The 25,673-nt window shown below is 69.5% G+C and carries 26 protein-coding genes; 8 read left to right on the forward strand and 18 right to left on the reverse strand.

Annotated elements, in window-relative coordinates:
• Positions 1–2: 2 nt before the first annotated feature.
• The 5 genes from H2Q94_RS16895 to H2Q94_RS16915 form a co-directional block, all read right to left on the reverse strand.
• The gene (locus tag H2Q94_RS16895; RefSeq protein WP_243788149.1) at positions 3–1,181 is read right to left on the reverse strand and encodes an acyl-CoA dehydrogenase family protein; all 1,179 of its coding nucleotides are present in this window, start codon (positions 1,179–1,181) and stop codon (positions 3–5) included.
• 293 nt (positions 1,182–1,474) lie between these two features.
• Positions 1,475–2,554 carry a glycoside hydrolase family 76 protein gene (locus H2Q94_RS16900; RefSeq protein WP_243788150.1) on the reverse strand — a complete coding sequence of 360 codons (1,080 nt, stop codon included), beginning with the start codon at positions 2,552–2,554 and terminating at the stop codon, positions 1,475–1,477.
• 687 nt (positions 2,555–3,241) lie between these two features.
• Complete coding sequence (locus tag H2Q94_RS16905; protein ID WP_243788151.1) at positions 3,242–4,423, reverse strand: MFS transporter; 1,182 nt, start codon at positions 4,421–4,423, stop codon at positions 3,242–3,244.
• 7 nt (positions 4,424–4,430) lie between these two features.
• Positions 4,431–4,610 (reverse strand): hypothetical protein, encoded by a 180-nt coding sequence (locus H2Q94_RS16910; protein WP_243788152.1) that lies wholly within the window; start codon positions 4,608–4,610, stop codon positions 4,431–4,433.
• Positions 4,611–4,948: 338 nt separating this feature from the next.
• Positions 4,949–6,163: a hypothetical protein gene (locus H2Q94_RS16915; RefSeq protein WP_243788153.1), complete on the reverse strand. Its 1,215-nt coding sequence runs from the start codon at positions 6,161–6,163 to the stop codon at positions 4,949–4,951.
• A gap of 298 nt (positions 6,164–6,461) precedes the next feature.
• Between H2Q94_RS16915 and H2Q94_RS16920 the strand changes: the two genes are divergently transcribed.
• Positions 6,462–8,300 carry an Hsp70 family protein gene (locus H2Q94_RS16920; protein WP_243788154.1) on the forward strand — a complete coding sequence of 613 codons (1,839 nt, stop codon included), beginning with the start codon at positions 6,462–6,464 and terminating at the stop codon, positions 8,298–8,300.
• Positions 8,301–8,313: 13 nt separating this feature from the next.
• On the opposite strand, the gene H2Q94_RS16925 is transcribed toward H2Q94_RS16920, so the two are convergent.
• From H2Q94_RS16925 to H2Q94_RS16935, 3 genes are all read right to left on the reverse strand, one after another.
• The gene (locus tag H2Q94_RS16925; RefSeq protein ID WP_243788155.1) at positions 8,314–8,502 is read right to left on the reverse strand and encodes a hypothetical protein; all 189 of its coding nucleotides are present in this window, start codon (positions 8,500–8,502) and stop codon (positions 8,314–8,316) included.
• Positions 8,503–8,604: 102 nt separating this feature from the next.
• On the reverse strand, positions 8,605–8,808 hold the full coding sequence (locus tag H2Q94_RS16930; RefSeq protein WP_243788156.1) for a DUF397 domain-containing protein: 204 nt from the start codon (positions 8,806–8,808) through the stop codon (positions 8,605–8,607).
• Positions 8,805–9,665 carry a helix-turn-helix domain-containing protein gene (locus tag H2Q94_RS16935; RefSeq protein WP_258718614.1) on the reverse strand — a complete coding sequence of 287 codons (861 nt, stop codon included), beginning with the start codon at positions 9,663–9,665 and terminating at the stop codon, positions 8,805–8,807. Before H2Q94_RS16935 ends, H2Q94_RS16930 begins: the two co-directional genes overlap by 4 nt.
• A 95-nt stretch (positions 9,666–9,760) precedes the next feature.
• On the opposite strand from H2Q94_RS16935, the gene H2Q94_RS16940 reads away from it, so the two are divergent.
• The 3 genes from H2Q94_RS16940 (at position 9,761) to H2Q94_RS16950 (ending at position 11,216) form a co-directional block, all read left to right on the forward strand.
• On the forward strand, positions 9,761–10,000 hold the full coding sequence (locus H2Q94_RS16940) for an HC3 family zinc finger protein (RefSeq protein WP_243788158.1): 240 nt from the start codon (positions 9,761–9,763) through the stop codon (positions 9,998–10,000).
• The gene (locus H2Q94_RS16945; RefSeq protein ID WP_243788159.1) at positions 9,997–10,326 is read left to right on the forward strand and encodes a hypothetical protein; all 330 of its coding nucleotides are present in this window, start codon (positions 9,997–9,999) and stop codon (positions 10,324–10,326) included. Before H2Q94_RS16940 ends, H2Q94_RS16945 begins: the two co-directional genes overlap by 4 nt.
• A gap of 458 nt (positions 10,327–10,784) precedes the next feature.
• Positions 10,785–11,216: a hypothetical protein gene (locus H2Q94_RS16950; protein ID WP_243788160.1), complete on the forward strand. Its 432-nt coding sequence runs from the start codon at positions 10,785–10,787 to the stop codon at positions 11,214–11,216.
• 91 nt (positions 11,217–11,307) lie between these two features.
• Here the strand turns inward: H2Q94_RS16950 and H2Q94_RS16955 are convergent, their stop codons facing one another.
• The 3 genes from H2Q94_RS16955 to wrbA form a co-directional block, all read right to left on the reverse strand.
• A complete protein-coding gene (locus tag H2Q94_RS16955; protein WP_243788161.1) occupies positions 11,308–11,925 on the reverse strand; it encodes an alpha/beta hydrolase in 618 nt (205 codons plus the stop codon).
• A complete protein-coding gene (locus tag H2Q94_RS16960; RefSeq protein ID WP_243788162.1) occupies positions 11,922–12,887 on the reverse strand; it encodes a ring-cleaving dioxygenase in 966 nt (321 codons plus the stop codon). Before H2Q94_RS16960 ends, H2Q94_RS16955 begins: the two co-directional genes overlap by 4 nt.
• A 281-nt stretch (positions 12,888–13,168) precedes the next feature.
• Entirely contained in the window at positions 13,169–13,780 is a 612-nt protein-coding gene (gene wrbA / locus H2Q94_RS16965; protein ID WP_243788163.1) for an NAD(P)H:quinone oxidoreductase, read from the reverse strand.
• 294 nt (positions 13,781–14,074) lie between these two features.
• Between wrbA and H2Q94_RS16970 the strand changes: the two genes are divergently transcribed.
• A complete protein-coding gene (locus tag H2Q94_RS16970; protein WP_243795756.1) occupies positions 14,075–14,512 on the forward strand; it encodes a MarR family winged helix-turn-helix transcriptional regulator in 438 nt (145 codons plus the stop codon).
• On the opposite strand, the gene H2Q94_RS16975 is transcribed toward H2Q94_RS16970, so the two are convergent.
• Positions 14,506–15,039, reverse strand: coding sequence for a 2'-5' RNA ligase family protein (locus H2Q94_RS16975; RefSeq protein WP_243788164.1), 534 nt, complete (start codon positions 15,037–15,039; stop codon positions 14,506–14,508). The genes H2Q94_RS16970 and H2Q94_RS16975 overlap by 7 nt on opposite strands.
• 687 nt (positions 15,040–15,726) lie before the next feature.
• Here H2Q94_RS16975 and H2Q94_RS16980 point away from each other — a divergent pair.
• Positions 15,727–16,479, forward strand: coding sequence for a TetR/AcrR family transcriptional regulator (locus H2Q94_RS16980; protein WP_243788165.1), 753 nt, complete (start codon positions 15,727–15,729; stop codon positions 16,477–16,479).
• Between the two features lie 149 nt (positions 16,480–16,628).
• Here H2Q94_RS16980 and H2Q94_RS16985 read toward each other — a convergent pair whose 3' ends face one another.
• The 6 genes from H2Q94_RS16985 to H2Q94_RS17010 all read right to left on the reverse strand — a co-directional run bounded on the left by H2Q94_RS16985 (position 16,629) and on the right by H2Q94_RS17010 (position 23,596).
• Positions 16,629–17,672 (reverse strand): Acg family FMN-binding oxidoreductase, encoded by a 1,044-nt coding sequence (locus H2Q94_RS16985; protein ID WP_243788166.1) that lies wholly within the window; start codon positions 17,670–17,672, stop codon positions 16,629–16,631.
• Between the two features lie 135 nt (positions 17,673–17,807).
• Positions 17,808–18,005, reverse strand: coding sequence for a hypothetical protein (locus H2Q94_RS16990; RefSeq protein WP_243788167.1), 198 nt, complete (start codon positions 18,003–18,005; stop codon positions 17,808–17,810).
• A gap of 269 nt (positions 18,006–18,274) precedes the next feature.
• Positions 18,275–20,047 (reverse strand): acetyl/propionyl/methylcrotonyl-CoA carboxylase subunit alpha, encoded by a 1,773-nt coding sequence (locus H2Q94_RS16995; protein ID WP_243788168.1) that lies wholly within the window; start codon positions 20,045–20,047, stop codon positions 18,275–18,277.
• Positions 20,048–20,159: 112 nt separating this feature from the next.
• Positions 20,160–20,456: an acyl-CoA carboxylase epsilon subunit gene (locus H2Q94_RS17000; RefSeq protein ID WP_243788169.1), complete on the reverse strand. Its 297-nt coding sequence runs from the start codon at positions 20,454–20,456 to the stop codon at positions 20,160–20,162.
• Positions 20,457–20,469: 13 nt separating this feature from the next.
• Positions 20,470–22,107: an acyl-CoA carboxylase subunit beta gene (locus H2Q94_RS17005; RefSeq protein ID WP_243788170.1), complete on the reverse strand. Its 1,638-nt coding sequence runs from the start codon at positions 22,105–22,107 to the stop codon at positions 20,470–20,472.
• A gap of 316 nt (positions 22,108–22,423) precedes the next feature.
• On the reverse strand, positions 22,424–23,596 hold the full coding sequence (locus H2Q94_RS17010; RefSeq protein WP_243788171.1) for a TetR/AcrR family transcriptional regulator: 1,173 nt from the start codon (positions 23,594–23,596) through the stop codon (positions 22,424–22,426).
• Between the two features lie 210 nt (positions 23,597–23,806).
• On the opposite strand from H2Q94_RS17010, the gene H2Q94_RS17015 reads away from it, so the two are divergent.
• A complete protein-coding gene (locus H2Q94_RS17015) occupies positions 23,807–24,601 on the forward strand; it encodes an enoyl-CoA hydratase-related protein (protein WP_243788172.1) in 795 nt (264 codons plus the stop codon).
• Between the two features lie 82 nt (positions 24,602–24,683).
• Positions 24,684–25,592, forward strand: coding sequence for an oxygenase MpaB family protein (locus H2Q94_RS17020; RefSeq protein WP_243788173.1), 909 nt, complete (start codon positions 24,684–24,686; stop codon positions 25,590–25,592).
• Positions 25,593–25,673: the final 81 nt, after the last annotated feature.

The raw sequence follows: 25,673 nt of genomic DNA on the forward strand, positions 1-25,673 counted from the left end.
GATCAGATCAGCGGCGTGACCTGGTCCTCGATCCCCAGCAGGGCGCGGCCGTAGACCTCGGCCGCGATCGCCGGGTTGACCACCGCATGGCGCCCGGCGACCTCCTGGTCACGCCAGATCCGCTGCAGCGGATTGCTCTCGGCGAAACTGCCCGCGCCACCGATGTTGAGCAGGAGATCGAGGGCTTCGCGGGTGCGCACGGCCACCGAGCCGGTGTCCATGCGCACCCGCGTGCGGTTGAACGCGGGCATGTACTCGGCCGCGGCCGCCCAGGTGTCGATGTCCTCGGCGGCGCGCAGGAGGTGCAGTTCCGCGGTGTCGACGAGCTGCGCGGCCTCGGCCAGCTGAATCTGCGTGGACGGGGCGTACTTCGTGTCGTCGTAGAAGGTGTACGAGATCTTCTTGCTCTTGTGCACCGATTCCGTCACCGCGTCGAGCGCGCCGCGGGCGAGCCCGGCCAGCGGCGCCGCCAGGATGATGACCAGGGCCGGCGAGAACGCCGATCGGTACAGCGTTTCGTCCTTGTGCTCGGTCGGGTAGTCGCCGTGCAGCGCACCGCTCAGCAACAGGATCCGGTGGTCGGGAACGAAGATCTCGTCGCCGACCAGCGTATTGCTGCCGGTTCCGCGCATTCCGGCGACGAACCAGGTGTCGGTGATGTCGAGTTCCTCCATGGGAACGAGCGCCAATCCCTGGTCGATCTGTTCACCGGCGTCGTTGACCACTGGAAAGCCCAGAAACGCCCATTGTGCGTGCAGGCATCCGGAGGCGAATGCCCATTTTCCTGAAATGACCTGCCCGTCCGGTACCGCCCTGCTGGCCGCGCTGGGTTCGATGACGCCGCACACACGGGCGTCCGGTGCGTTCTCGTAGACCTCTTTCTGGGCCTGTTCGGGGAGAAGTCCGACCATCCACTGGCAGGTGTTGATCAACGTGATCACCCACGCGCTGGATCCGCATCCCCTGCCTATCTCGGCAACGGTGCGCAGGAAGGTCCGGAAGTCCGCCTGCTCTCCGCCGTACCTCGCCGGAACCAGCATCTTGAACAGCCCGGCCTGCTGCAAGGCCTGCACGTTCTCCGCGGGAAGTCGACGATCTTCCTCGGCTCGCGCGGCGTTGCGGCGCAGCAGTTCGCCCAGCGCGGTGGCCCGTTCGGGCAGCGTCCGGTCGTCGCGAGTCACGGAAGAATCAGTGGTGGCGGCCATCATTCTCCTTCAAGAAGGGACGATGTCGGTGCCGATTTCGACGACCACCCGACCTCTTCGATCAGAGCCTCCGAATGAACGGCTCGGATCAGTCGTCACCGTAGTGAACGACTCGTCCCGGATACCCGCATGAATACGGGTTTTGCCGATCGCCCCACCAAGACGGCACCAACGGAAGCAGCTGACACCGAGGCGTGCACCGGTGATGATTCAACTCGATCTTCCACTCCCCGCACAGCTCCGTTCGGTTGAACGTGCCGACGGATCGCTCACCCCTGCGGGGCGGCGTTGAGCAGGTCGAGAGCGCTGTGCTGGCAACCGTGCCCTTCGCCCGGAGCCACCCACGGTCCGTTCCAGTGCGGGCCGTAATCGTCGAGTTCATCGCGGTCGTTCGCGTACGCGGCGTCGGCCTGCCGCGCCAGGTAGTCGGTGTGGGGACGGTCGGCGAGCGCTTCGTTGAGCGCGCCGAGTCCGCGCACGTAGGCGCCCTTGAACGAGGCTCCGTCGCCGAAGCAGTCGTCGGCTTCGACGGGTTCGCGCAGAATTCCGTCCGGATTCAGGTGATCCGATCCGGTCGACGCCTCGGCCAATGAGCCGGCCCGATCCAGCAGCTCCTGCTCACCGGTCGCGCGGTGCAGTTCGGCGAGACCGCCCAGCAGCACGCCCTGGTTGTAGGTCCAGGTGGTGTCGCCGTTGTTCGCACAGCCCTCGGTGAGCCCGTCGTTGACCAGGCCGTCCGAGTTGATCATTCCGCTGGCGTTGAACCACGCCCACTCGTCCCGAGCCCGCTGCAAATGGGTCGAATCGCCCGGAATCCTGTTGTGCAGCGCGGAGTTCAGCCACAGGTACAGCTCGTTCGTGATGGCGTTCTTGTAGGTCTTGTGCTGGTTCCACAGCACTCCCCCGCCGCATTCGGACGTCCAGTGCGCGGCCATGTGCTCGGCGTCGGCGCGAGCGGTGTCCAGGTAGCGGCCGTCACCGGTGAGGTCGTAGGCGGCGATCCACGCCAACCCCCACCAGCCCGTGTCGTCGAGGTATTCGTTGGTGAAGTTCCCACCCTGGGCGTCTTTGTTGAGGTCGTAGGTGCGGGCGATCGCGTACTCGTGGTCGCGCAGCCCCGTGACGCGCATGTTGCCGATCAACGCGGTGAGGGCGTTCGCGGAGGTCCACCAGCTGCCGGTGTCGAACAGCCCGGTGTCCTCGCGGTAGCGCGTCATCAGCGCCGTCGCGGCCGCCGCGCCGCGACCGCCCGCCTCCTCGTCCGGCGGCGCGGCGGCGGCAGGTACGACCGGGACGCACAGCAACAGACCGATCAGCGCACCGAGCACTCGGCCCCGAAATCCGCTCATCACAGCTCCCTAGCCGGCCGCCCGGCGCTGGGCGGGAACGGCTTCTACGATCACCGCGCTTCCACCGCGCTGTCAACGAAACGCCCCCAGCCGCCAACCTTCGGCCCAACGCCCACCCCGCTCAGGCCCGGTCGGGGTGAGCTCTTCGAGCCGCACACGTCCGGACGTCGTCGCGGAGGCGAAGGAGCACCCGAGTGAACGGCCCGTTCGTCCAAGGAGATTGGTCGAACGGTCCGTTGACTCGAAACCGGAGCCTCCGCAGCGGCTGGGCGGCCCAGATCGACATGGGTGAACGGACCGTTCGTCCAACTAGATGGGACGAACAGTCCGTTCACCTCCACAGACCGCTCACCCACGGGATCCGGAGCGGAGTGAACGGACCGTTCGCCCAAGGAGGTTGGGCAAACGGTCCGTTCATTCAGAACCCGCTGCTGCGCGCCGGGCGCCGGGACGCGCGGGCTCTGGTAGCTGATCGGAGTGAACGGACCGTTCGTCCAACTAGATGGGACGAACAGTCCGCTCACCTCCACAGACCACTCGCCCACGGACCCCGGAACGGAGTGAACGGACCGTTCGCCCAATCCCGTTGGACGAACGGTCCGTTGACTCCGCTCACGTCGTCTCGGTCCGGGTGCCTGTTCTGAGTGAACGGACCGTTCGCCCAAGAGAACTGGACGAACGGTCCGTTCACCTCGGCTCGTTCTCCGCGGATGCGCCGTCGAGCGGGAGGCTGCGGGCGAGGAATGCGGTGCTCGCGAGGCCGATGGCGGTGGCGAGCAGCACTCCGGCCGCGCCGACTCCGCTTGCCACCAGCCCCACCGCGCCGGGCAGCACGACCTGACCGGCACGGTTTCCGGTGAGGCGCAACGACATCGCGCGCCCGCGAAGTCCCGGCGGGGCCGACTCCGCCAGCCACGACATCGTCAACGGCTGTCCCACGCCGAGCCCGAGCCCCGCGACGAGCACGGCGACCGCGAGCGCCCAGATCGGCACCGGGGCCGCTGTGAGGGCGAGTCCGACCGCCGAGGCGGTGAGGCTCAGGACCAGCAGCCGACGGCGACCGAGCAACCGCGTGCTCCGCCCGAGGAAGAACCGCGACACCATCGACGCCACCGCCCGCAGGCCCAGCAGCCCACCGACCACTCCGGAGGCGATCTCGCGTTCCGCCCCGAGCGCGGGCAGGTAGACCAAGGACAGGTCGACCGCCGCCAAGACCACGCAGCTCGTGCACAGCGCCGGGATCAAGCCGGGCAGCCGCAACAGTTCCCGCACTCCTGGGGAGCCCTTCGGCGCGGATCCCGACGATGGTGTGCCGCTGGTGATGCCGAAGGAACACACGAGCAGCGCCGCCGCGAGCGCGGTGGCGCCCCAGAAGATCGGCGTGGTGTCCGGGATGGCCTGCGCCCCGCCGAACACGACGATCATCAGCGGCCCCGCCGCCTGTCCTAGGGAGGCGGCGAACGTGTAGTAGCCGAACGCGGCGTCCAGCCGGGCCGAGGACGTCATGTTCGCGACCAGTGCCTGCTGGCCGATGACCGAGCACAGATGTCCCGTGCCCAGCAGCACGTTGCCCGCGACCAGGCCCAGCACCGAGTCGCCGAGCAGCAGGAAGCACGCGCCTGACGCGCACAGCAGCGCTCCACCGGCGATCATGACGCGTCGCTCGCCCAGCCGATCCACGATGTGCCCGGCGGGCAACGCCAGCACCAGCGGGACCAGCGCGAAGCTGCCGGAGAGCACTCCCAGCCAGGACGCGGGCACGTCGAGCTCCAGCGCGCGGTAGGTCGTGGCCGGACGAAGCACGAACGTGACGACCTGCGTCAACACCGCGTGCATCAGCAGGACGGAGATCCGCCGATCGAACTTCACGACGTGATCACTCCCAGATCCGCGGTGGCCGGTAGGCCCGGACTCCGAGGGCGACGTTGAGGTGGTCGCGCATCAGCCACTGCTTCGTCCATGCCCCGCCTTTCCGTTGTTTATAGCCTCGCACATCGGGGTCGCCGAGTTCACCGAAGTACCCGTATGCACTGTTGGTGACGTAGACAACACACAACGCGGCACCCACGGGCAGCACCCGGAGCCCCGAACGGTCGCGTTATCGAGGCACCGACACTGCGAGGTTATAACCTCACTCGAGCATGATTGGCCGCCGCGTGGCCACCGCTGCACCTACCGCAGCGCCGGTGTCCGCGGTCGCGACGCTCGCCGAACCGGCGGGAGCGGCCCTGCCGCCCGTTCCCGGGAACCGAACGGCCCGTAACGGCTCCACCGAGCCGAAGTCACCGGCCACCGGCAGGCGTCAATATCGTCCACTATGGACACACGTCCCGGGCGTGCTCATCCTGCGGGCCGTGCGACGCCGCGAAGAAGCCGTCGAAGCGGCCGTCGCGGTCAGCGGTCACGTGCCGAGCTGAGAAGTCCCTCCGCGGTCCGCACCAGGACCTCGTACAGCACGGCGTTCCGCCCGCCGAGGCCCGCGGCCCCGGCCTGCGCTCGCCAGCGCAGCACCTCCCGCTGCGCTGCGGCGCGCACCTGCTCCTCGTCCGCCGCGACGTCCAAGCCGAGCCGGGTGCGCGGATCGGTACCGTGCGCGCCGAGCAGTCGGGCGGCCCGCTCGCCGACATCGTTGGGCAGCCGGACGTCCCCGGTCAGCAGTTCGTCGAGCCGGTCCAGTTCGGTGATCTCGTGCGCCTCGGTTGCCAGCCGGTCCACCGCCCACCTCAACGGGTGCTCCTCGGGCAGTCCGGACATCAGGCCGCGCACCGAGACGAGCGCGCGTCGAGCAGCGATCACCGGTGCCCGGGCCGCCAGTTCACGCGCCGCCCGGTCGAGGTCGTCGAGCCGGCTCACCTCCACGCGCTGCCTGCTTCGACGGAGCGCGGCCAGGAACGCGGCGGACGGCGGGATGCGGGAGAACACCACGTCGATCGATCCGTGCGGGCCGTCGTCGCTGAGGAAGCGCTCCGCCAGCGCCTCGTCCGCGGGACCGTCCACGACGACCACGTCGACCCCGATCTCCGACGCGCCGGACACCACATCGGAGTCCACCGGCAGGTCGGTCACCACGGCCAGCCGCGGCGGCAGCACCGCCCGCGCCGCAACGGCGTCCCAGCGGTGCCGGTCCGCTCCGTCACCGACCGCGCGCCATCCCTGCCGGACCAAGTCCAGCACCCGGTGTTCGAACGCACCGCCGTGCCTTCGGTGCAGCGGCACCGTCCGGTCCACGAGTGACACGGTGACGATCGCGGTGCCCTCGACCACGGCGCAGTCCATCGCGCCGCCCATCGCAACGATCCGTTCGGCATCCTTGCCGAGCGCCGCGCGCAGGTAACTCGCCGAACGCGGCCCGGCCGTGGCCAGCACCCGGGCGCGCATCGCCTCGTCGCGCCCGAATTCCACGGTGACCGCCGGTTCGGACTCCGCTTCCGCTCCTGCCAACAAGTGCAGCACGGCGGCGACCGCGTCGTAGAAGCCGGATTCGACTTCCCACGTCGTGCGACGACCGAGTTCACCGTCGAACCGGACCGAGCGGGGCAACGTCGCCGCCAGCTCTGCCAGCGCCGCGCGAGGCCCCTGAACGCGAACTTCGCCGCGCACACGATCCATTTCGGTCACAATGCCCAACCACCCCGCGGTGTCCCGGATCCGCGACGCTAGTGCACCGCCTGATCGGGCGGTAGGCCCGGTTTCCGGAACAACGCACCGCCTACGGCGGCGGTCATCCGCGTCGCACCGCCCGGAAATGCCGCCGCGCCGACGAACTCCGCTGCTCAGCACGTGCACGCCTGCCGTGGACCTCCGCAGACCTACCGGTCCAGGGATGTCCTCGGCATCGCACCGCGGCTATTGTTGATCACACCCGTTCATGATCCGCGGTTTCGGAGACCTCAAGGGGGCTCGCGCAGTGCGTTACGGCGTCGGAATCGATCTCGGAACCTCGTTCACCTCTGCGGCGCTGAGCATGCCGGGCGGCACCCGGATGGTGTCGATGTCGCCCACCGTGATCGTGCCCTCGGTGGCCTGCCGCGCCCCCGACGGGCCGTTGCTGACCGGCGACGCCGCCCTGCACCCGGGCGCGGATCCGAGGAACGTGGCCCGGAACTTCAAGCGCCGTTTGGGCGACCCGACGCCGTTGTTCCTGGGCGGAACCGGTTACTCCCCCGCCGCGTTGATGGCCGCGCAGCTGAGCGACGTGCTCGCCACCACGACCCGGCTCGTCGGCGGACCACCGGAATCCGTTGTGCTCACCTACCCGGCGATGTGGGGGCCGTACCGGCGCGAGCACTTCGCCGAAGTCCCCCGGCTCGCGCACGTCCGGGACTTCCGGCTCCTCACCGAGCCCGAAGCCGCCGCCACCCACTACTCCACCGAACGCCGCCTCGGCGACGGCGAGGTCATCGCCGTCTACGATCTCGGCGGCGGCACCTTCGACACCACCATCCTGCGCATGCGCGCCGGGCGGATGGAAATCCTCGGCACGCCCGAGGGGATCGAGTACCTCGGCGGCACCGACTTCGACGACGCGATCTGCGCTCACCTCGACCAGCGGCTGGACGGAGCCATCAGCGAGCTCGACCCGTCCGACCCGGAGGGCGCGGTCGCGCGCGCCACGATCCAGACGATGTGCTTGCACGCCAAGGAAGAGCTGTCCACCGAACCCGACGTGCGGCTGAGGGTCCCGCTGCCCACCGGGCCGCGCGAGGTCACCATCACGCGGCGCGAGTTCAACGAGATGATCACACCGCAGGTGCGCCGGACCATCGAAGCGCTGCACCGCACCACGGCCTCCGCCGGACTCCGCGCCGACGACCTCTCCGCTGTGCTGCTGGCAGGCGGTTCCTCCCGCGTCCCGCTCATCGGCCAGCTGATCGCGCAGGAATTCGACAAGCCCGTCCGCGGTTCGCTGCACCCGAAGTACACCGTCGCGCTCGGCGCCGCCCAGGTGTCCACGCGACCTCGCCCGGCGGCGCCGACCTCGATCCCGATCGACGCGGCCGCCGGAGCGACGACGAACACCGCGCGGCCATCGAAGTTCCCCCGGAAATGGCTGGTGCCCGGAATCGCCGCGGCGGCCGTCTTGCTCGTGGGCGTCGCCGTCACCTCGTTCATCACTACCGTCGGCGGCGCCCCGCAGGACCTGCCCGCCGCGGCGGCCGCCCCACGGGTCATCTACGACAAGGGGATCGCCGACGAGTTCTCCGGTTTCGGCGCTTCCAAGCTCAACGATTGGCGCGGCGAGTCCTTCACGGACGGATTGGCTCAAGGACCTCAGGTCAACTCGACGCCCGACGGTCTCCGGGTCGCCTGGAACAACGCGCTGCCCGCCCAGGTCTACATGCAGACCAAGGAGGACGCGCCCCCGCTCGACCTCGCGCCCTACCTGGCCGACGGCGCACTCGTCTTCGACGCGGTGCTGCACGCCCCGCCGGCCGGTTACGCCGGAGTCGCGATCCACTGCGACTACCCGTGCGGGGTCGAACTCCCCGCTACCGAGCTCTTCCGCGACCTGCCGCTGGAGAAGCACACCACCGTCAAGATCCCGCTGGAGTGCTTCACCGAAGGCGAGGAGCGCCCGGGCGGCGTCCCGTCCCACGAACTGACGTCGAAGCTGGAACCGGGCAAGGTCAACACCCCGTTCGTGGTGTTCTCCCAGAAACGCATGGACATCACCTTCTCGGACATCCGGTTGGACCCCGCCGCCGCGACCGACCCGCAGGCCACCAACTGTGCCGCACTGAGCTGACCCGGCGGCCGCGTCACTGCTGGGAGTTGTTCTTCCTGCGTTGCCAGAGGATGACGCCGCCCTGCGCGACGGCGGCGAGGGCGATGAGGCCCACGGCGATCCCGACGGGCCAGGACCAGCCGATGTAGATGGCCGCACCCACCACCACGGCGAGGCACACGAGCGTCCTGATCAGGAACAACGTCATGCTCCGGGTACTCATCAGGACACTCCTCGCTTTCCGGGGCGAACGCGGCAACGCCCCGCGAAACCCTACACACGGCCGCCCCGCCCACCACCGGGACGGGATGCGAACCGGCCCAGGTCAACGATCGAAACGACCAGCCTTGACCGCAGCGAGGAAGGCTCCGAAGGCATCCGGCGAAGTCGCCAGAACCGGCGACCCAGCACCCAGCTTGCTGTCCCGCAACAACGCCCGCCTGGGTAAGTTCACCGCCACTTCAACGCAATTACCTCCGCTCTGAGATCGGCTGCTCTTACGCCACTCGGGCGAACCTTGATCCATCATGGCTTCTCCTGTTCCTGCAACGCGATGTCCTCAGCGATGCTACGAACAAGGTCGATGGACTGAGCAGTGGACATGGACGAAGCGCGAACCTCGTCAAACAAGTACCGGCACGCGTCCACCTCTGAACGTTCATCGACCACGTGACCGCCGAGTGGCGACTCGAGGAAGGCGACGTCTTCTCCTTCGTCGAACCGGAGAATGGTGAGCGATCCGCTCTGGCAGGCGTAGGCGCCAGCACTCAGCGGCAGCACCTGCAAGAGGACGTTCTGCTGGTTCGCCATCGACACGAGGTGGGCGAGCTGGTCCCGCATCACTGAGAGACCGCCGACGGGCCGACGCAGCACCTCTTCCGTCACCACGGCTCGAAGCTCGAGTGGCGTGGACTCCGCCAAACGCCGCTGTCGTTCCATTCGAGCGTTGACTCTCGCGTCGATGTCCGGCGGATTGGTCAGGTAACGACCAGCGCGGTGAATCTCGTACGCGTATTCCTTGGTCTGAAGCAGGCCTGGAACGAGCGTCGGTTCGAAGGTGAGCATCTCGCGCGCTTCGGACTCGAACGCGATGAACGGAGCCGCCCAGGTGGGAAGCCGATAGCTTTCCCACCACCCGCGGTGAGACGCCTCCGGCCGAAGCGCTTCGAGCTGCTCGCGCACCTCGGTCGATGCCTCGTAGATGTCCAGCAGCCGTCGGAGTTCATCTGCCTTGACGACCGATCTGCCCTTTTCCTGGTGCCTGATCTTCGACTCGGAGTAGCCGATCAACTCAGCGGCGTCACGCGGAGAAAGTTCCTTCATTTCCCGAAGATTCCGCAGCCACGACCCGAGCTGCCTACGCCTAGCGGTGGGCGCAACGGACACTGATCATCCTCCGATTGAGCGATGGACGCGCTGACGCGTCAACCAATAATGTCTGACGCGTCAACATTAGACTTCGACAGTACAACGGGGGCAACTTGACGAATCAAGCTATCGGGCCGTCAAAGCGCCACTACTGGCGCCCGGCGAGTGATGGGCGCAGGCATGCGTTCCGGGGTTGGCGGTGGGACGGGAAGACCGAGGCGAGCTCGGTGTGCGGTGTGGACGTGACGCTGTCCGGAGCCACCGACGAAACCGAGTGGGTCGTGGCGCCCAGCTGCCTCGACTGCAACTCGGTGCTGTGCAACGAGAAGCGTGGAGGGGGCGATCATGGATGATCGAGGGTTTCGCGGTCGATGCGACCGGCCTGACGCACGTGGCGGAGCTGAGCAGCGGACGAACGCTGTGCGGTGTCGTTGTTGCGGCGGCTCAGGCGATTCCGCCCAGGAGCACCTGCGGATCATGTGTGGCGGAGAGTCTCCTCGCCTGCGCGCGGCGGACCTCGCGCGACCGGAGCGATCTCGGTTCGAGCCCTGGGCTCGCGGGCCTGGTGAGCACCGATGGCATCGTGTCCTGCGGTGTGCTGGAGGCGCCCTGCCGCGAGCCTGCGGCGGCTACGTCCGAGGCCCGCTGGAGCTCGTTCGAGCCGCTGCCCCTGCGCTGATCTCGCTGTGCCACGACTGCCTCACCGCCCACGACGGGCGCGACGCACCGCCGGTGATCTGGCCCGCGGTCGACCTCATACGTCCCCGCGCCGCCTGAATCAGCGCCCCGAACTCGGATCCGGAGCACCGGGTCCGCGCAGACCTCCTGAACGCCGCGGCACTCCCCGACTCCGGCCGCGCGAGGGAGGGACGGGAATCCCGCACCCGCCCGCACGGGTGCGGGATTCCCCATTTACGGCACCAGCCACGAGGAAGGAGAGTTCCGATTCTGGACGGTTGATCGCCCAGCGCGCGGAATCGTGCGGCGAGCGGCGCGGAGAGAGTGCGGCATTACAGATCGGCATAATCCACGTCCCGGGCGCGAGTGCCGCTCAGGAATCCGCGCGATCAATTCCCCGCACAACCGCTCGGCGGGCTAATCTTCTGCTCACGCGATGTCGCCCGGATTGGGGGATCCATGAGCGAGGAGATTCCGAACAGGACGCACAACGTCGTCTCCGGAACCAGCGAGCACACCGTGCAGGTCGGGGCGGTGCACGGGAACGTGACGATCGGGCGGCCCTGGAGCACTGGCCGGACGCACCGCATGAGCGTGTTCGGCGCACCGATCGCCGCCGCACTGCTCGCGTTCTGCTTGTCCGACGCGCCCGCGCCCGATCAGCGCACGGAAGTCGCGCCCGCGGTCGTCCCGTCTGCTCCGGCGCCACCGCCGCCGGAGCAGACGGAAATCGGCTCCGCCGGAACCGGGCACGGGGACACCAAGATCTCCTCGCGCTCCGGCTCGCCCGAAGGACCGTCTACCGGGGCGCAGTGCGAGGGAACCGGGGAGAACACGCGCTGCGATGTCTCGTCCTCGTTGACCTACACGCCTCTCGGCCGGCAGCCGTGATCGGGCAGGCCCGGCACCGCCGCTGCCGCGACGCGGAACGGGCCGCTCACCCCACCCGGCGAACGGCCCGTTCCTCCCTCCCCGACCACTGTCAGCAGCGTCGGGAGATCCACTCGGCGGCTGCGCGCACGCCGGGCGAAGTGATCTGGTGCCCGCCGGGATGCCACTGCTCGGTGACCTCCGCGCCGCGGGCTCGCAGTGCCTCGACCAGGGCGTTCGCCGCCGAGGTCGGGGCCATCGGATCGGCCTCGCCGTTGCCGAGGAACACCCGCGTGCCCGCCAAGTCCTGCTGCGGCGGTTCCGGAACCGGCAGCATCGAGGCGAACAGCACCGCTTCCCGCAACACGTCCGGACGCAGCAGCGTCAACGCGGCGGCGATGTTGGCGCCGTTGGAGAAACCGACCGCGACCAGCCGCCTGCCCCGCAGGCCGTAAGCGTCGGTGGCTTCCGTGATGAAGTCCGCGAGCTGGTGGGTGCGGGCCACCACGTCATCGGTGTCGAACACGCCCTCGGCCAGCCGCCTGAACCAGCGAGCCGCACCACCTTCCGAGACCGGACCGGCCGGCGCCAGCACCGGAGATCGCGGGCTGAGCTGATCGGCGACGCCGCGCAGGTCCGTCGGCGAACCACCGGTGCCGTGCAACAGCAACAGGACCGGCGCGTCCGCCGCGCCCTCGACGTGGTCGTGGGCAAGCGACAACTCGCTCATGCTTCGGCCCCCGGATTGTTCTCGGCTGGCAGGTTCAGCTTCGGCAGCATCCGGTCGATCTCGGCGCGGTTCGGTTCCAGCCACGGAGGCAGTTTCAACGCGCGGCCGAGTTCCAACAGCGGCTCGTCCGCGGTGAAACCGGGCTCGTCGGTGGCGATCTCCAACAGGGTCCCGCCCGGCTCGCGGAAGTAGATCGACCGGAAGTACTGGCGGTCCAGAATGGACGTCACGTTGACGCCGGAGCCTGCCAGTTCCTCCCGCCACGTCGCCTGCGTCCCCTCGTCCGGAGCCCGCCACGCCACGTGGTGCACCGCGCCCGCGGCCACCAGCCCCTGCGGAACGTCCGGGGTGACCAGCACGTCGACGAACGCACCGGGGCCGCCCTCGCCCGCGGCGAACCGGAACCGGTTGCCGTCCTGGGCGGCGAACGACAGCCCGAGACCGTCGAACATCGCGGCAGTGGCCTCCTCGGCGGTGACCGACAACGTGACCGAGTGCAGCCCCCGCACCCCGTGCTCGGCGGGAACGATGCCGTTGTCCCACGGCGCCCTCGGATCGCCCTGCGGGTGCGCGACCAGCGACAGCGCCAGGCCGTCCGGGTCCCGGAAGTGCAACGCGTCCTCGCCGTCGCGGTTCTGCACCTGCCCGACCTCGACGCCCTGCGCGGTGAGGTGCTGCTTCCACCAGCCGATCGACGCCTCCGGGACGGAGAACGAGGTGGTGGTGGCCTGGCCGGTGCCGTGACGCCCGCTCGGCGCTCCCTTCCACGGGAAGAACGTCAGCAGCGAGCCCGGCCGTCCGGCCTCGTCACCGTAGTAGAGGTGGTAGGTGCCCGGATCGTCGAAGTTCACCGTCGTCTTGACCAGGCGCAGGCCGAGCGTCCGCAGGTAGAAGTCCGCGTTCCGCTGCGGGTCGCCCGCGATCGCAGTGACGTGGTGCAGCCCGCTGGTCGCGATGCTCATCAAAAAACTCCATGTCTGGAAGGAAACTCGCCCGCGGCTGACCCGTGCCGGGCGCACGACCGGCCTCGTCCCGACGACCGAGGATCACCGTCACCGGTCCGCGAGCACGAGCGCTCAGCGACCTTCCCGCCGGAACGCTCCGCCGCGGAACCCCCGAAGACGGTTCTCCTCGGCGGGAAGATCGCCGAACTTCCGCCGCCCGCACGGCCACCGAAACGAGCTGGGCGGAAAGGTGCCGGAGAGACGGGGATGCGGCCCGCCCACCGGCGATCAAGGAACGCTCACGCGCCGTTCTTCAACTGCCGGGCGATCTTGACCACCCGCTGCGCCTGCACGCCGGCTGCGGTGCGCGTCTCGTCATCGACCTTGAGCTGCCCCTGAGCGTCGACGTGGCTCGTGCCGTACGGGTTGCCGTCGACGAACTTGGAGCCGTCCGTGTAACCGGGGCTCACGATGATGCCGCCGAAGTGGTGGATGGTGTTGTACAGCGCCAACAGCGTGGACTCCTGGCCACCGTGCTTGGTGGCGCTGGAGGTGAAGCCGCTGTAGACCTTGTCGGCCAGCAGACCCTGCTGCCACTCGCCACCGAGGGTGTCGATGAACTGCTTGAGCTGCGCGGCGATGTTGCCGTAGCGGGTCGGCGAACCGAAGATCACCGCGTCGGCCCAGACGATGTCCTCGGCCGCAACGTCCTGCACCGACTTGGTGGCCTCGAGGTTCGCGCGCCACGCCGGGTTCGCGTCGATCGCCGCATCGGGAGCAAGCTCGGGCGCCTTGCGCAGGCGCACCTCGGCGCCGGCGTTCTCCGCCTCCGCGACCAGCGCGTTCGCGATCTCAGTGATCGTCCCGGTCGACGAGTAGTAGATGACGCTGAGCTTGACTGGGTCGGTCATGATCCACTCCTTGACGATGCCGGGCGCCAGACCCGGCCGACTTCTCGATCGGGAGCCTCGCGGCTCCGCAGCACGAAGCGTAGGAGAATTTTGTCTTCCATGCAAGATATTTCCGCACGAGACATGCGGAAGGTAGACTGGATACCGCGAACGGACGATTCGAGGGGAGATCAGGTGAGCGGCGGCAGCGCCACGAACACGGTCCGCGCGACCGAGACCGCAGCAGGCCAAGCAGGAGGAACCGGCGCGGCAGAGCCACAGAACCGGCCGGACCCCGCGACCGACGACGACGAGATCGTCACCTGGTGGGGACTGGTCATCGAGGGTTACCACCTCACGCAGGAACGCCTGATGGCCGAGATCGCCGACCGCTTCGGACTCGCCCCCGGCTCCTTCGACATCCTGCTTCGCCTGGTGCGCTCCCCCGAGCACAAGATGCCGATGACCCGGCTCGCCCGCGAAGCCGCGCTCAGCAGCGGCGGATTCACCAAGGTCGCCGACCGGCTCGCCGCCGCCGACCTCATCGTTCGCGAACCCTGCGACACCGACCGGCGCGTCACCTACGCCGTGCTCACCGAACACGGCAAGGACGTGGCCGAACGAGCCCGGGAAGCGTGCGCCGAAATTCTGCGCCGCCGCGTGCTCGCACCACTGGGGCTGGACCGATCCGAAGCACTGGCCGAAGCCATGCGCACCTTGCGCACGGCCAACGGCGAGGACGGGATCTACTGAGCCGTACCGCGCAACGGCAGCCGGGCGCGTAGCGACCAGGCATCGTCGAACACGACCAGCCACGCTTCGTCGAGATCGGCGGGCGGCGGGAGATCGCCCGCCGCCCGCTCGGCGATGGCGCGGGCCTGCGGCGGGGTGACGTCGAGCGCGACGGTGACGTGTGGTTCCGCCTCGCCGTAAGCGCCGCCATAGGGCAGCAGGCCCCAGCGGGCGCAGAGCTCGGCGGTGAGTTCCCGCAGCGCTGCGTCCGGTTCCGGGCGCAGTGCCACGAACCCCTCGTCGAGGTGTCGCGGCTCGTCGGCCACGGCGAACTCGACCCGCAGCGGGTGGCGGCGGGCGACCATCGCGGCCAGTTCCGCGACCACCTCATCGTCCACATCGGACATCTGCAGGAACGGGTAGAGGACCGTGATGTGCGCGGGAAACCCGGTGCGCACCGCACCGGGGAACCGTTCGGCGACCGCGCGCAGCAACGCATCGGCTCCGGGCACCGGGAACACCACAGCGGTGGTACCGACAGCAGGCATACGCCCCTTATACCGCCCCCACGCCCCACCACGCCCGAAGATCCGGTGAAGTGAACGGACCGTTCGTCCCATCTGGTTGGGCAAACGGTCCGCTCACTCCGCCAACGCTCCGGCGAACGATGTCCACACTCGGAAACGAGTGAACGGACCGTTCGTCCCATCTAGTTGGGCAAACGGTCCGCTCACTCGACAGGCCTTCGGAGTCAACGGACCGTTCGACCAACAAGACTGGACGAACGGTCCGCTCACTCCACAAGCCCGCCGAAGTCAACGGACCGTTCGACCAACCTGATCGGACAAACGGTCCGTTCACTCCATCCCGGCGTCCGCGGTGAGCTGTGCTGGGACGACGGGGCTCGCGGGCGCGCTTCGGTTTTGGAGTGAACGGACCGTTTGCCCAATGGGATTGGACGAACAGGCCGTTCACTCCGTCCCACCCCGCTCGGCCGGAGCCGTCGGCGGGAGTGAGCGGACCGTTTGCCCAATGGGATGGGACGAACGGGCCGTTCACTCCGTTCGATCTTGCTCGCCCGGTGGGTGTCGGTCGGCTGTGGTGGGCGGGGTTGATGGTCGAGGTCGCACCTGGTGATCGGGATCTGCGAGTCGTCCGAGCTGATTGGCTAGGCTGGGTGGCCGTATCCGGCACCGGCACGCGGCGTCCGGAACGGGCGGCGAACAGGAGCGTGCATGGTGGTCAGGAAGCGGGATCCGGCGCGGACGCTGGCATTGCTGTGGCGCGCACCGGAACACCGTTCCCGCAAACCCGGCCTCGGCGCGGACGAGATCGTGCGGGCCGGCATCGCGCTCGCGGATGCCGAGGGGCTCGCCGCGCTGTCGATGCGAGGTGTCGCCGAACGGCTCGGCGCCGGGACGATGTCGCTCTACACCTACGTGCCCGGCAAGGACGACCTGATCGACGTCATGCTCGACACCGTCTACGGCGAAACCGAGGCGCCCGGCCCGGACCTCACCGGCTGGCGTGCCAGGCTCGAACATGTGGCGCGGCAGAACTGGGAACTGCACCGCAGGCACCCGTGGACGCTGGAGATCGCCACCACCCGACCGGTGCTCGGCCCGCAGGAAACCGCGAAGTACGAGCGCGAGCTGCGGACGATCGACGGCATCGGCCTCACCGAGGTCGAGATGGATTCCGTGCTGAGCCTGGTGCTCGGCCACGCTCGCACCGCCGCACGCGGTGCGCTGGAGGCGGCGGATGCGGAGCGCCGCACCGGCCTCACCGACGAGCAGTGGTGGCAGGTGCACGCCCCGCTGCTGGACCGGCTGCTCGATCCGGAGCACTTCCCCACCGCCGCGAAGGTGGGTGGCGCGGCGGGCTCGGCGCACGGTGCGGCGAGCAGCGCCGAGCACCACTTCGAGTTCGGCCTGGCGCGCGTCCTCGACGGCGTCGACGTCCTCATCCGATCCCGCGAAACGCCCTGAGTTCACGGGCCGACGTGAAGAGACGCCCGCTCACGACGTTGTGAAGCGTGCGTCTCACCTGGAGGGAACCACATCACGGCGCGCGGATCCACGACCGGCCGATACCTCAGGGGTTCCCTCCGCCAATCCGCGAGCAGGCTGATCGGACCTCACCGGGTGCCGGGGGCCACCGCGGTGGACGGCTCCCACTCCGACACCGACCCGGTGATCAGCAGTTCCGCCGGTGCCAGCCGGGGCGTGGGAGGCACCGGCGTGCCGTAGCCGATCCGCAGCACCGCCTGCGGTTCCAGCGCACCGCCGAGCATCGAGCGCAGTTCGTGGCGCGTCTCCCGCACCTCGATCACCTGCGAGAGCATCGAGGTGGACAATCCGAGTGAGGTCGCCGTGAGCAGCAGCCGCTGCAGCGCTTCCCCCGCCTCCAGCTCGGGATGCCTGCCCTGGCTGTAGGTGCACAGCACGAACGTCAACGGGTCGTCCTCGAAATCCTTGCCCGGTACTCGCGGACGTTCCCGGCCACCGGAGAAGTCCCGCAGCACCCACTCGTCCTGCGCCTCCCGCGTCGGTCCGGCCGAGGACGCCTGCACGCCCTCCGGAGCTCCCTCCCGAAGCCCGGTCCACGCCGCCATCTCCGCGCGGAATTCCGCGCTGCGCAGCTGCTCGTCGTGCGCCCTGCGCACCATGCCGAGCAGGCTGGCGCGTTGCGGCCGTTCGATGACGTGCAACCAGGCGTGCTCCACGGCCACGGAGCCGCACAGCGCGTTGCGGTGCACCTTCGGCACCGGGGTCGGCAGGAACGGGCGCCGGTTCGTGCGGCGGGTGGTGATGGCGCGCAGCAACTCGGACTGCTCCGTGCCCACCCGCATCGAGCCGCCGCGGCGCACCTCGGCGAGCAGGGTGGGCTCGGCCACGCGCGGCATCAAGGTCACCAGCGGCCGCAGCCCTACGTGTTCCAGCGCGAGCCGCAGGTTGTACAGCGCGGCGCCGCAGCCGATCCGCAGCTCACGATCGTCCGGGTCGGTGGCGGGCATCCGCCGCTGCGGGTCCGCGTGCAGTTCGATCACGTCGGGGGTCACCCGGAACCGCCAGGGTTGCCGGTTGTGCAGCGACGGCGCACGGCCCGCCAGCCGCACCACCTGCTCGACCTGCTCCGGCGCCAGCCCCAGCGCCGACGGGAAACCCGACACGCCCTCCATGAGCTCGTCCCTTCGCGACCTGGCGCAGCTGCCCGACCTGCCCCCTCGATCCACGATGCAGGGCGAAGCGGGGCGCCTGACATGGGCCAAAGTCCCGCATCGGGCGTGCCGATCACCGAACAGCGACGGCTCGGGTCAGGCCGGTTGGGGCAGCCGCCTGCCGGTGGCGGTGAACCTCGCCGCCGTGGCTTGGTAGCAGGGGCGGCAGACTTCGCCGGTCGAGGTCATCGTGAGCTGCGGGCTCAGCACGCGAAGTCCGTGCTCGGGTGTTTCCTGGCAGATCCCGTGGTGCCCGGCTTGGCGGCACAGGCAGGTGCACAAAGCGTCCATCATTCCTCCAACGGGAGCGTTGGTCCACAGTGGACATTTGATCGCGTTCGCCGTCACCGCCCTTGATTCCGGGCGAGGACGGCCACGACGACCGCCGCCGGGGCGGGCGTCACGGGGCGAGAGCGAATTTCACCGCCCCGTGACGCCCGAACTCCCGTCCGGCCGCTCAACACGTCCGGGAACGGCGCCTCTGCAGAACGATCTTTCGGCCTGTCAGCGGTAGGGCCGCTGAGGTTCCGATGAACGACCGCAGATCAGTCCGGTGAACTCCTTCAATCCTTGATCGTGCACAGCGCCGCGCCCTGGGACACGGAGTCGCCCGGAGCCGCGGTGAGACCGGTGACCGTGCCGTCCTTGTGCGCGGTCACGGGGTTCTCCATCTTCATCGCCTCCAGCACCCCGATGAGGTCACCGCCGGCGACCTGCTGGCCCTCCTCCACGGCGAGCTTGATCAGGGTGCCCTGCATCGGCGCCGTCACTGCGTCCCCGGACACCGAAGCCCCGGCACCGCCGGTGGCGCGCTTGCGCGGCTTCTTCTTCGCCGCACCGGCGCCCGCAGCAGCGCCCGCACCCAGCTCGGCGGGCAGCGAAACCTCGACGCGGCGGCCGTCGACCTCGACCACGACCGTCCGACGCGGCGCGGCCTCCTCCTCCGGAGGGACCGAATCCGCGAACGGGGCCAGCTGGTTGTCGAACTCGGTCTCGATCCACCGCGTGTGCACGGTGAACGACTCCGCGCCGGATTCGGCGACGTAGGCCGGGTCTCGCAGCACCGTGCGGTGGAACGGCAGCACCGTCGCGATGCCCTCGACCTGCATCTCCTCCAGCACCCGGCGGGACCGGGCGATGGCCTGAGCGCGGTCGGCGCCGGTGACGATGACCTTCGCCAGCAGCGAATCGAACTGGCCGCCGATCACGCTGCCCGACTCCACCCCGGCGTCCACGCGCACGCCCGGTCCCGCCGGTGCGACGAAACGGGTGACCGTGCCCGGCGCGGGAAGGAAGTTGCGGCCCGGGTCCTCACCGTTGATCCGGAACTCGATGGAGTGCCCGATCGGCGTCGGATCCTCGTCGAGGCGCAGGTGCTCGCCCGCGGCGATGCGGAACTGCTCGGCGACCAGGTCCAGGCCGGTGGTCTCCTCCGAGACCGGGTGCTCGACCTGCAACCGGGTGTTGACCTCCAGGAACGAGATCGTGCCGTCCGCGCCGACGAGGAACTCCACCGTCCCCGCGCCGTGATAGCCGGCCTGCGCGCAGATGTCGCGGGCGGCCGTGTGGATCTGCGCGCGCTGCGCCTCGCTGAGGAACGGCGCGGGCGCCTCCTCCACCAGCTTCTGGTGCCTGCGCTGCAACGAGCAGTCGCGGGTGCCGACCACGATCACCTTGCCGTGCTGGTCGGCGAGGACCTGTGCCTCCACGTGGCGCGGCCGGTCCAGGTAGCGCTCCACGAAGCACTCGCCGCGGCCGAAGGCCGACACCGCCTCGCGCACCGCGGAGTCGAACAGCTCCGGGATCTCCTCCAGCGTCCGGGCCACCTTGAGCCCGCGACCGCCGCCGCCGAACGCGGCTTTGATGGCCACCGGCAGCCCGTGCTCCTTCGCGAACGCGACGATCTCATCGGCGTCGGCGACCGGATCTTTGGTGCCCGGCACCAGCGGGGCGCCCGCGGCCAGCGCGATGCGCCGCGCGGTGACCTTGTCGCCGAGATCCCGGATCGCCTGCGGTGTCGGGCCGATCCACACCAGCCCCGCGTCCAGCACGGCCTGCGCGAAGTCGGCGTTCTCGGACAGGAACCCGTATCCCGGATGCACCGCGTCGGCCCCGGCGCGGTGCGCGGCCGAGATCACCTTCTCGAAGTCCAGGTAGGACTCGCTCGCGGTGGCGCCGCCGAGCGCGAACGCCTCGTCCGCCAGCCGCACGAACACCGCGTCGGCGTCCGGTTCCGCGTAAACGGCCACCGAGGCGATGCCGGCGTCACGGCACGCCCGCACCACTCGGACCGCGATCTCGCCGCGGTTGGCCACCAGAACCTTCTTCAACCCCATGGTGTTCACACCATCCCTGTCCGCAGTGGTCTTGTCTCGGCGGATCCCGCTGCGGGGGATCGCCGGGTCGGTACGCGGACGCCGCGCGCGGCGACGTCCGGGTCGGCCCGCATCAGCGCGGCCGGGTGGAGTAGCGCCACGCACCCCTGCCGGGACGCGGCGCGGCCTGCGCCGGGCCGTGCCGCAGCCGGTCCCCTCGCGAGGCCCAGTACGAAACCGGTGCCTCCGGTTCGGCCGCTTCGCCGCTCGCGCTGAACGCGGCGAGCGTCGCGGTCAGCGCGGCGATCTCGGCGTCGGTGGGCTTGCCGCGCAGGACGCGCAGCACCGGGCGCCGATCCGGGCCGGTGCCGTCGTCCTCGCCGCGCACCACGCTGAGCTCCGGCGGTGCGCCCTCGTCCGAGCTGCTCATGTTCCGGCCCTCCTCACAGCGGGATGTTGCCGTGCTTCTTCGCGGGCAGGGATTCGCGCTTGTCGGAGAGCATCCGCAGCGAACGCGCCAGGTAGCCGCGCGTGTGCGAGGGCGGGATGACCGAGTCGACGTAGCCGCGTTCGGCGGCGACGTAGGGGTTGCAGAGGGTGTCCTCGTACTCCTGCTGCAACTGCGCGCGCAGCGCCTCGACGTCCTCACCGTTCTCGGCGGCTTCGGCGAGCCTGCGCCGGTAGAGGATGTTCGCCGCGCCCTGCGCGCCCATCACCGCGATCTGCGCGGTCGGCCACGCCAGGTTGATGTCGGCGCCCAGGTGCTTGGAGCCCATCACGTCGTAGGCACCGCCGTAGGCCTTCCGGATGATCACCGTGACGAGCGGGACGGTGGCCTCGGCGTAGGCGTAGAGCAGCTTCGCGCCGCGCCGGATGATGCCGTTCCACTCCTGGTCGGTGCCGGGCAGGAAACCGGGCACGTCCACGAAGGTCAGCACCGGGATGTTGAACGCGTCGCAGGTGCGCACGAACCGCGCGGCCTTCTCGCCGGCGTCGATGTCGAGGGTGCCTGCCATCTGCGTGGGCTGGTTGGCGACCACCCCGACGCTGCGCCCCTCGACCCGGCCGTAGCCGACCACGATGTTCGGCGCGAACAGCGCGGAGACCTCCAGGAACTCGCCCTCGTCGAGGACCTTGGCGAGGACTTCCTTGACGTCGTAGGGCTGGTTCGGCGAGTCCGGCACCAGGGTGTCGAGTTCGAGGTCGGTTTCCCCGACGTTGTCCGCGATGGAACCGGACTCGGGATCGGCGTCGAACGCGGGCGCCTCGGAGAGGTTGTTCGAGGGCAGGAACGAGAGCAGTTCCTTGACGTAGTCGATCGCGTCCTGCTCATCGGAGGCCAGGTAGTGCGCGTTGCCGGAACGGGAGTTGTGCGTGCGGGCACCACCGAGGTCCTCGAACGTCACCTCCTCACCGGTCACCGTCTTGATCACGTCCGGGCCGGTGATGAACATGTGTGAGGTCTGGTCGACCATCACGGTGAAGTCGGTGATCGCGGGCGAATACACCGCGCCGCCCGCGCACGGGCCGACGACCAGCGAGATCTGCGGGATCACGCCGGAGGCGTGGGTATTGCGCTTGAAGATCTCCGCGTAGAGGCCGAGCGCGGCCACGCCCTCCTGGATGCGGGCACCACCGGAGTCGTTGATGCCGACCAGCGGGCACCCGATCTTGAGCGCCAGGTCCATCACCTTGACGATCTTCTCGCCGAAGACCTCGCCCAGCGAGCCGCCGAACACGGTGAAGTCCTGCGAGAACACGCAGATCTTGCGGCCGTCGACCGTGCCGTAACCGGTGACCACACCGTCGCCGTAGGGGCGGTCGGCGTCCAGCCCGAAGTTCGTCGAGCGGTGCCGGGCGTGCTCGTCGAGCTCCACGAAAGAACCTTCGTCGAGCAGCAGGTCGATGCGCTCGCGAGCGGTCAGCTTGCCCTTGGCGTGCTGGCGCTCGATCGCGCGGTCGGACCCCGCGTGCACCGCCTCGTGATTGCGCCGGTACAGATCCGCCAGCCGACCGGCGGTCGTGTGGATGTCCGGCTCTTCCGCCGGCGGCACGCCCACCGGTTCCGTCGCGCTGCTCATCGCTCCTGCGACCCGCCATTCCTTGCTCGTGGACGACTTCCGTGGCCGTGGCCCGGCTCGCCGGTCGCGGCCTCGTCGCGAGCCGCCCGCACTCCGGGCACTCCGAGGGACCGCGCCGTTGCGCGCCGCCGCACGACCGGAACCCGTACGTCCGCGCCGCCCGGGTCCCCCGTTCGGAGGTTAGTTCGAGCGCACCCGGCCAGTCAACCGAGAAGTGATCCCGCCCTAGCCTCCATCCAGCCCCAAAAGACCTAGAAAAACGCCGTCCCGGTTGCGAGAAGTGAACAGCGGCTAGCACGCACGGCACAAGAAGCGCTCATGGACCGCTGGTGAACATGAGTGCCGCGCCGACTCGCCGCACGGCTTCGGGGGCGCGCACCGTGCCGGTCCGCGCCATGTCGTTGGCCAGCGTCAACGTGGCCTGCACCAGGACTCGCGCGGTGGCCGGATCGAGCTCCGGCCGCACCTCCCGCAGCAGCGACACCCATTCCGTGACGTATTCGCGCTGGGTCTGCCGCGCCCGGTGCCGTTCATGGTCCGGGAGGTGTCCTACTTCGCCGACCAGAATGTCGATGAATCCGCCGTGGTCGAGCGCGAAGGTGATGTAGGACCACAGCAGCTCTCGCAGCGCCTCCCCCGCGTCGCCAGAGCGGACCAGCGTGCGGCCGAGGTCGATCTCCAGCCACGCCGAGCCTCGGGTGATCACCGCGTCGAGCAGTTCCTGCTTGCTGGCGAAGTGGTTGTAGACGCTGGGACCGGCGATGCCCACCTCAGCCCCGATCTCCTCGGTGGTGACGGCCGCGTAGCCGCGTTCGGCGAACAGCCGGGTCGCCGCCGACAACAGCTGCCGCCGCCGAGACGCGCCGCCGCGTTGCAGCAGCAGCGCGTCGGCGTCCGGGCTCGCGGCGCCACGACCGGAGACCAGCGGCGGCAGGTCGACGATCGTGAACACCACATCCCGCAGCAGCTCCTCGAACTGGGCGCGCGGCAGCTCGACGTGGTGGTAGGAGGGACTAGTCAGCGCGCTGAACAGGCACCAGCCGCGGAACCGGGCGTCGTCCTCGCCCAGGTCCGGGCGCCAGGCCCGCGCGAGGTCGGCGAGCCCGCCCGCGACGACCCGCAGCTGGTTCTTGAGCTCGTCGCGGTCCTCGGCGGGCAGGTGCCGGGCCTCGCGTTGCCAGAGCACGCCGAGCTCGCGGTGATCGAGCGCGGCCGCGGCCAGTTCGCGCACCACCGCGTCGAGATCGGCCGACCGGGCGTCGAGCACCTGCTCGAAGGGCTGCAGGTGGGTGAGCACAACGCGCCGCAGCAGCAGCTGCTTGCCCTTGAAGTGCCGGTACAGCGCCGACGGGCCGACTCCGACGGCCTCGGCGATGTCGCTGACGCCGACCCGCGCGTAGCCCTGTTCGTAGAACAGGCGGGAGGCGGCGGAGAGGATGAGCTCGCGCCGATTTCGCGGGCGGATTCCGCCCGGCCTCGTCTCCGCCACTGCCACGACCTCCCGGCACGTCCTCGGCCCGTCACGGTGTTCGCCGCGGCGGTTTCGGCACAGGATAGGCCGCGATTCCGAACGAACAGGTCACGCGCGGTGCAAGCCCGCTCACATCTCCGCGATCGTGGATTACAGTCAGTCCTGACCGCCAACCAGGGAGGCGTGCGCGCCACCGGTCAGTCCCCGAGCCGCAAGGAGAGCCCGGTCATGACGACCTCCGCAGGGATCCGCAGCACCACCGACCACGGCGTGCGCACCGTCCACCTCGCACGACCCGAACTGCGCAACGCCATGGACGGCGCGATGTTCGCCGCCTACTACACCGCGCTCGTCGAGGCCGACGCCGATCCCGAGGTCCGGGCCATCGTCGTCACCGGCGACGGCGACTGGTTCTGCAGCGGAGCCGCACCCGACACGCTGCACCTGCTGGCCGGAGATGACGCGCCCGACCTGGAAACCTCGCTCGGGCACCCGCCGCACCTGCCGATGACCCTGCGCAAGCCGTTGATCGCGGCGATCAACGGTGGAGCCGCCGGGCTCGGGCTCGCCCAAGCGCTGTTCGCCGACGTGCGGTTCCTCGCCGACGGCGCCCGGCTGTCCACCGCGTTCAGCAAGCTGGGCCTCATCGGCGAGTACGGCACCGCGTGGCTGCTGCCCAGGCTCGTCGGGGTGGCCTCGGCGATGGATCTGCTGCTGTCGGCGCGCAAGGTCGAGGCCGCGGAGGCGAAGGAACTCGGCCTGGTGCAGCGCGTGCTGCCACAGCCCGACGTGCTGGCCGCGGCCCAGGACTACGCCCGCGAACTGGCCGCGAACTGCTCACCCCGCTCGATGGCGGTGATCAAGCAGCAGGTGTGGCGTGGCTTGGATCTCGACGGTCCGCAGGCCGTCTCGGAGTCGGTGCGGCTGATGGTCGAGTCGCTGAGCGCACCGGATTTCCAAGCGGCAGTGCGCGGTCTCGGGCAGCGCGGCCCGGTGGCATTCCCCCCTCTCGGTCAGGTGTGAGCGATTCCCGTCACGCCCCGAGTGCGCGCGTCGTTGCACAGTCGGAGGGCTCGGCTCGACCGGGCCGCAAGGGAGGTTGGACATGGCACGCACCTGGCTGCGGCGCATCGCGGAACTGGACCCGGTCACCGACCATCACGAGATCTACCGCATCTCCATCGGCTACGAGTTCCCCTTCGACTACCAGCGGGCGCTGGAGTTCGCCCTGTTCCGGACCTATTGCGTGCCGAGCATCTCGGCGCTGCTGGCCGCGACGGGCGAATTCGAGAAGCGCCCCCAGCAACGTTACGACGACACCGCGCTGCTGATGGCCGAGATCGCCGAGCACGGCTACGCCTCCGAACGCGGCAAGCAGGCGCTGCGCACCGTCAACCGGGCGCACGGGCGCTACGTCATCTCCAACGACGACATGCTCTACGTGCTCTCGACCTTCGTCTACGACCCGATCGACTGGATCGACCGGTTCGGGTGGCGGCCGCTGCACCAGCACGAGCGGGATGCGGGCTTCTACTACTTCCAAGCCGTCGGCAAACGCATGGGAATCAAGAACATTCCGCCGACGTACGCCGACTTCCGCCGGTTCAAGGCGGACTACGAACGCGAGCATTTCCGCTACAACGACACCAACCACATGATCGGCCGCTACACCTTGGACCTGTTCTGCTCGTGGTTCCCGAAGCCGCTGCGCCCATCGGTGTCGCTGGCGGTCCGGGCACTGCTGGACGAGCCGATGCTCACCGCCTTCGGCTTCCGCGCCGCGCCCGGATGGGTCACCAAGGCGGCGCACGGCGCGTTGCAGCTGCGCGCGGCCGTGGTGCGGCGGATGCCGGAACGCACCGAGTCCAAGTTGGCGCAGGACTCGGGCAACAGCACCTACCCGAATTATCCGCGCGGATACACCCCCGCCGACCTCGGTGCTCCGGCGCCGAGCGGCATCGACCCCAAGTGGCTCCGCTCCGGCGGCTGCCCGGTGCCGCAGGGGAAGGACTGAACGAAGCGGGCGAACGGACCGTTCGTCCGATCCCATTGGGCAAACGGTCCGTTCACTCCACAACCGAAGCACGCCCGCGAG

The organism is Saccharopolyspora gloriosae, from assembly GCF_022828475.1.
GTDB lineage: Bacteria > Actinomycetota > Actinomycetes > Mycobacteriales > Pseudonocardiaceae > Saccharopolyspora_C > Saccharopolyspora_C gloriosae_A.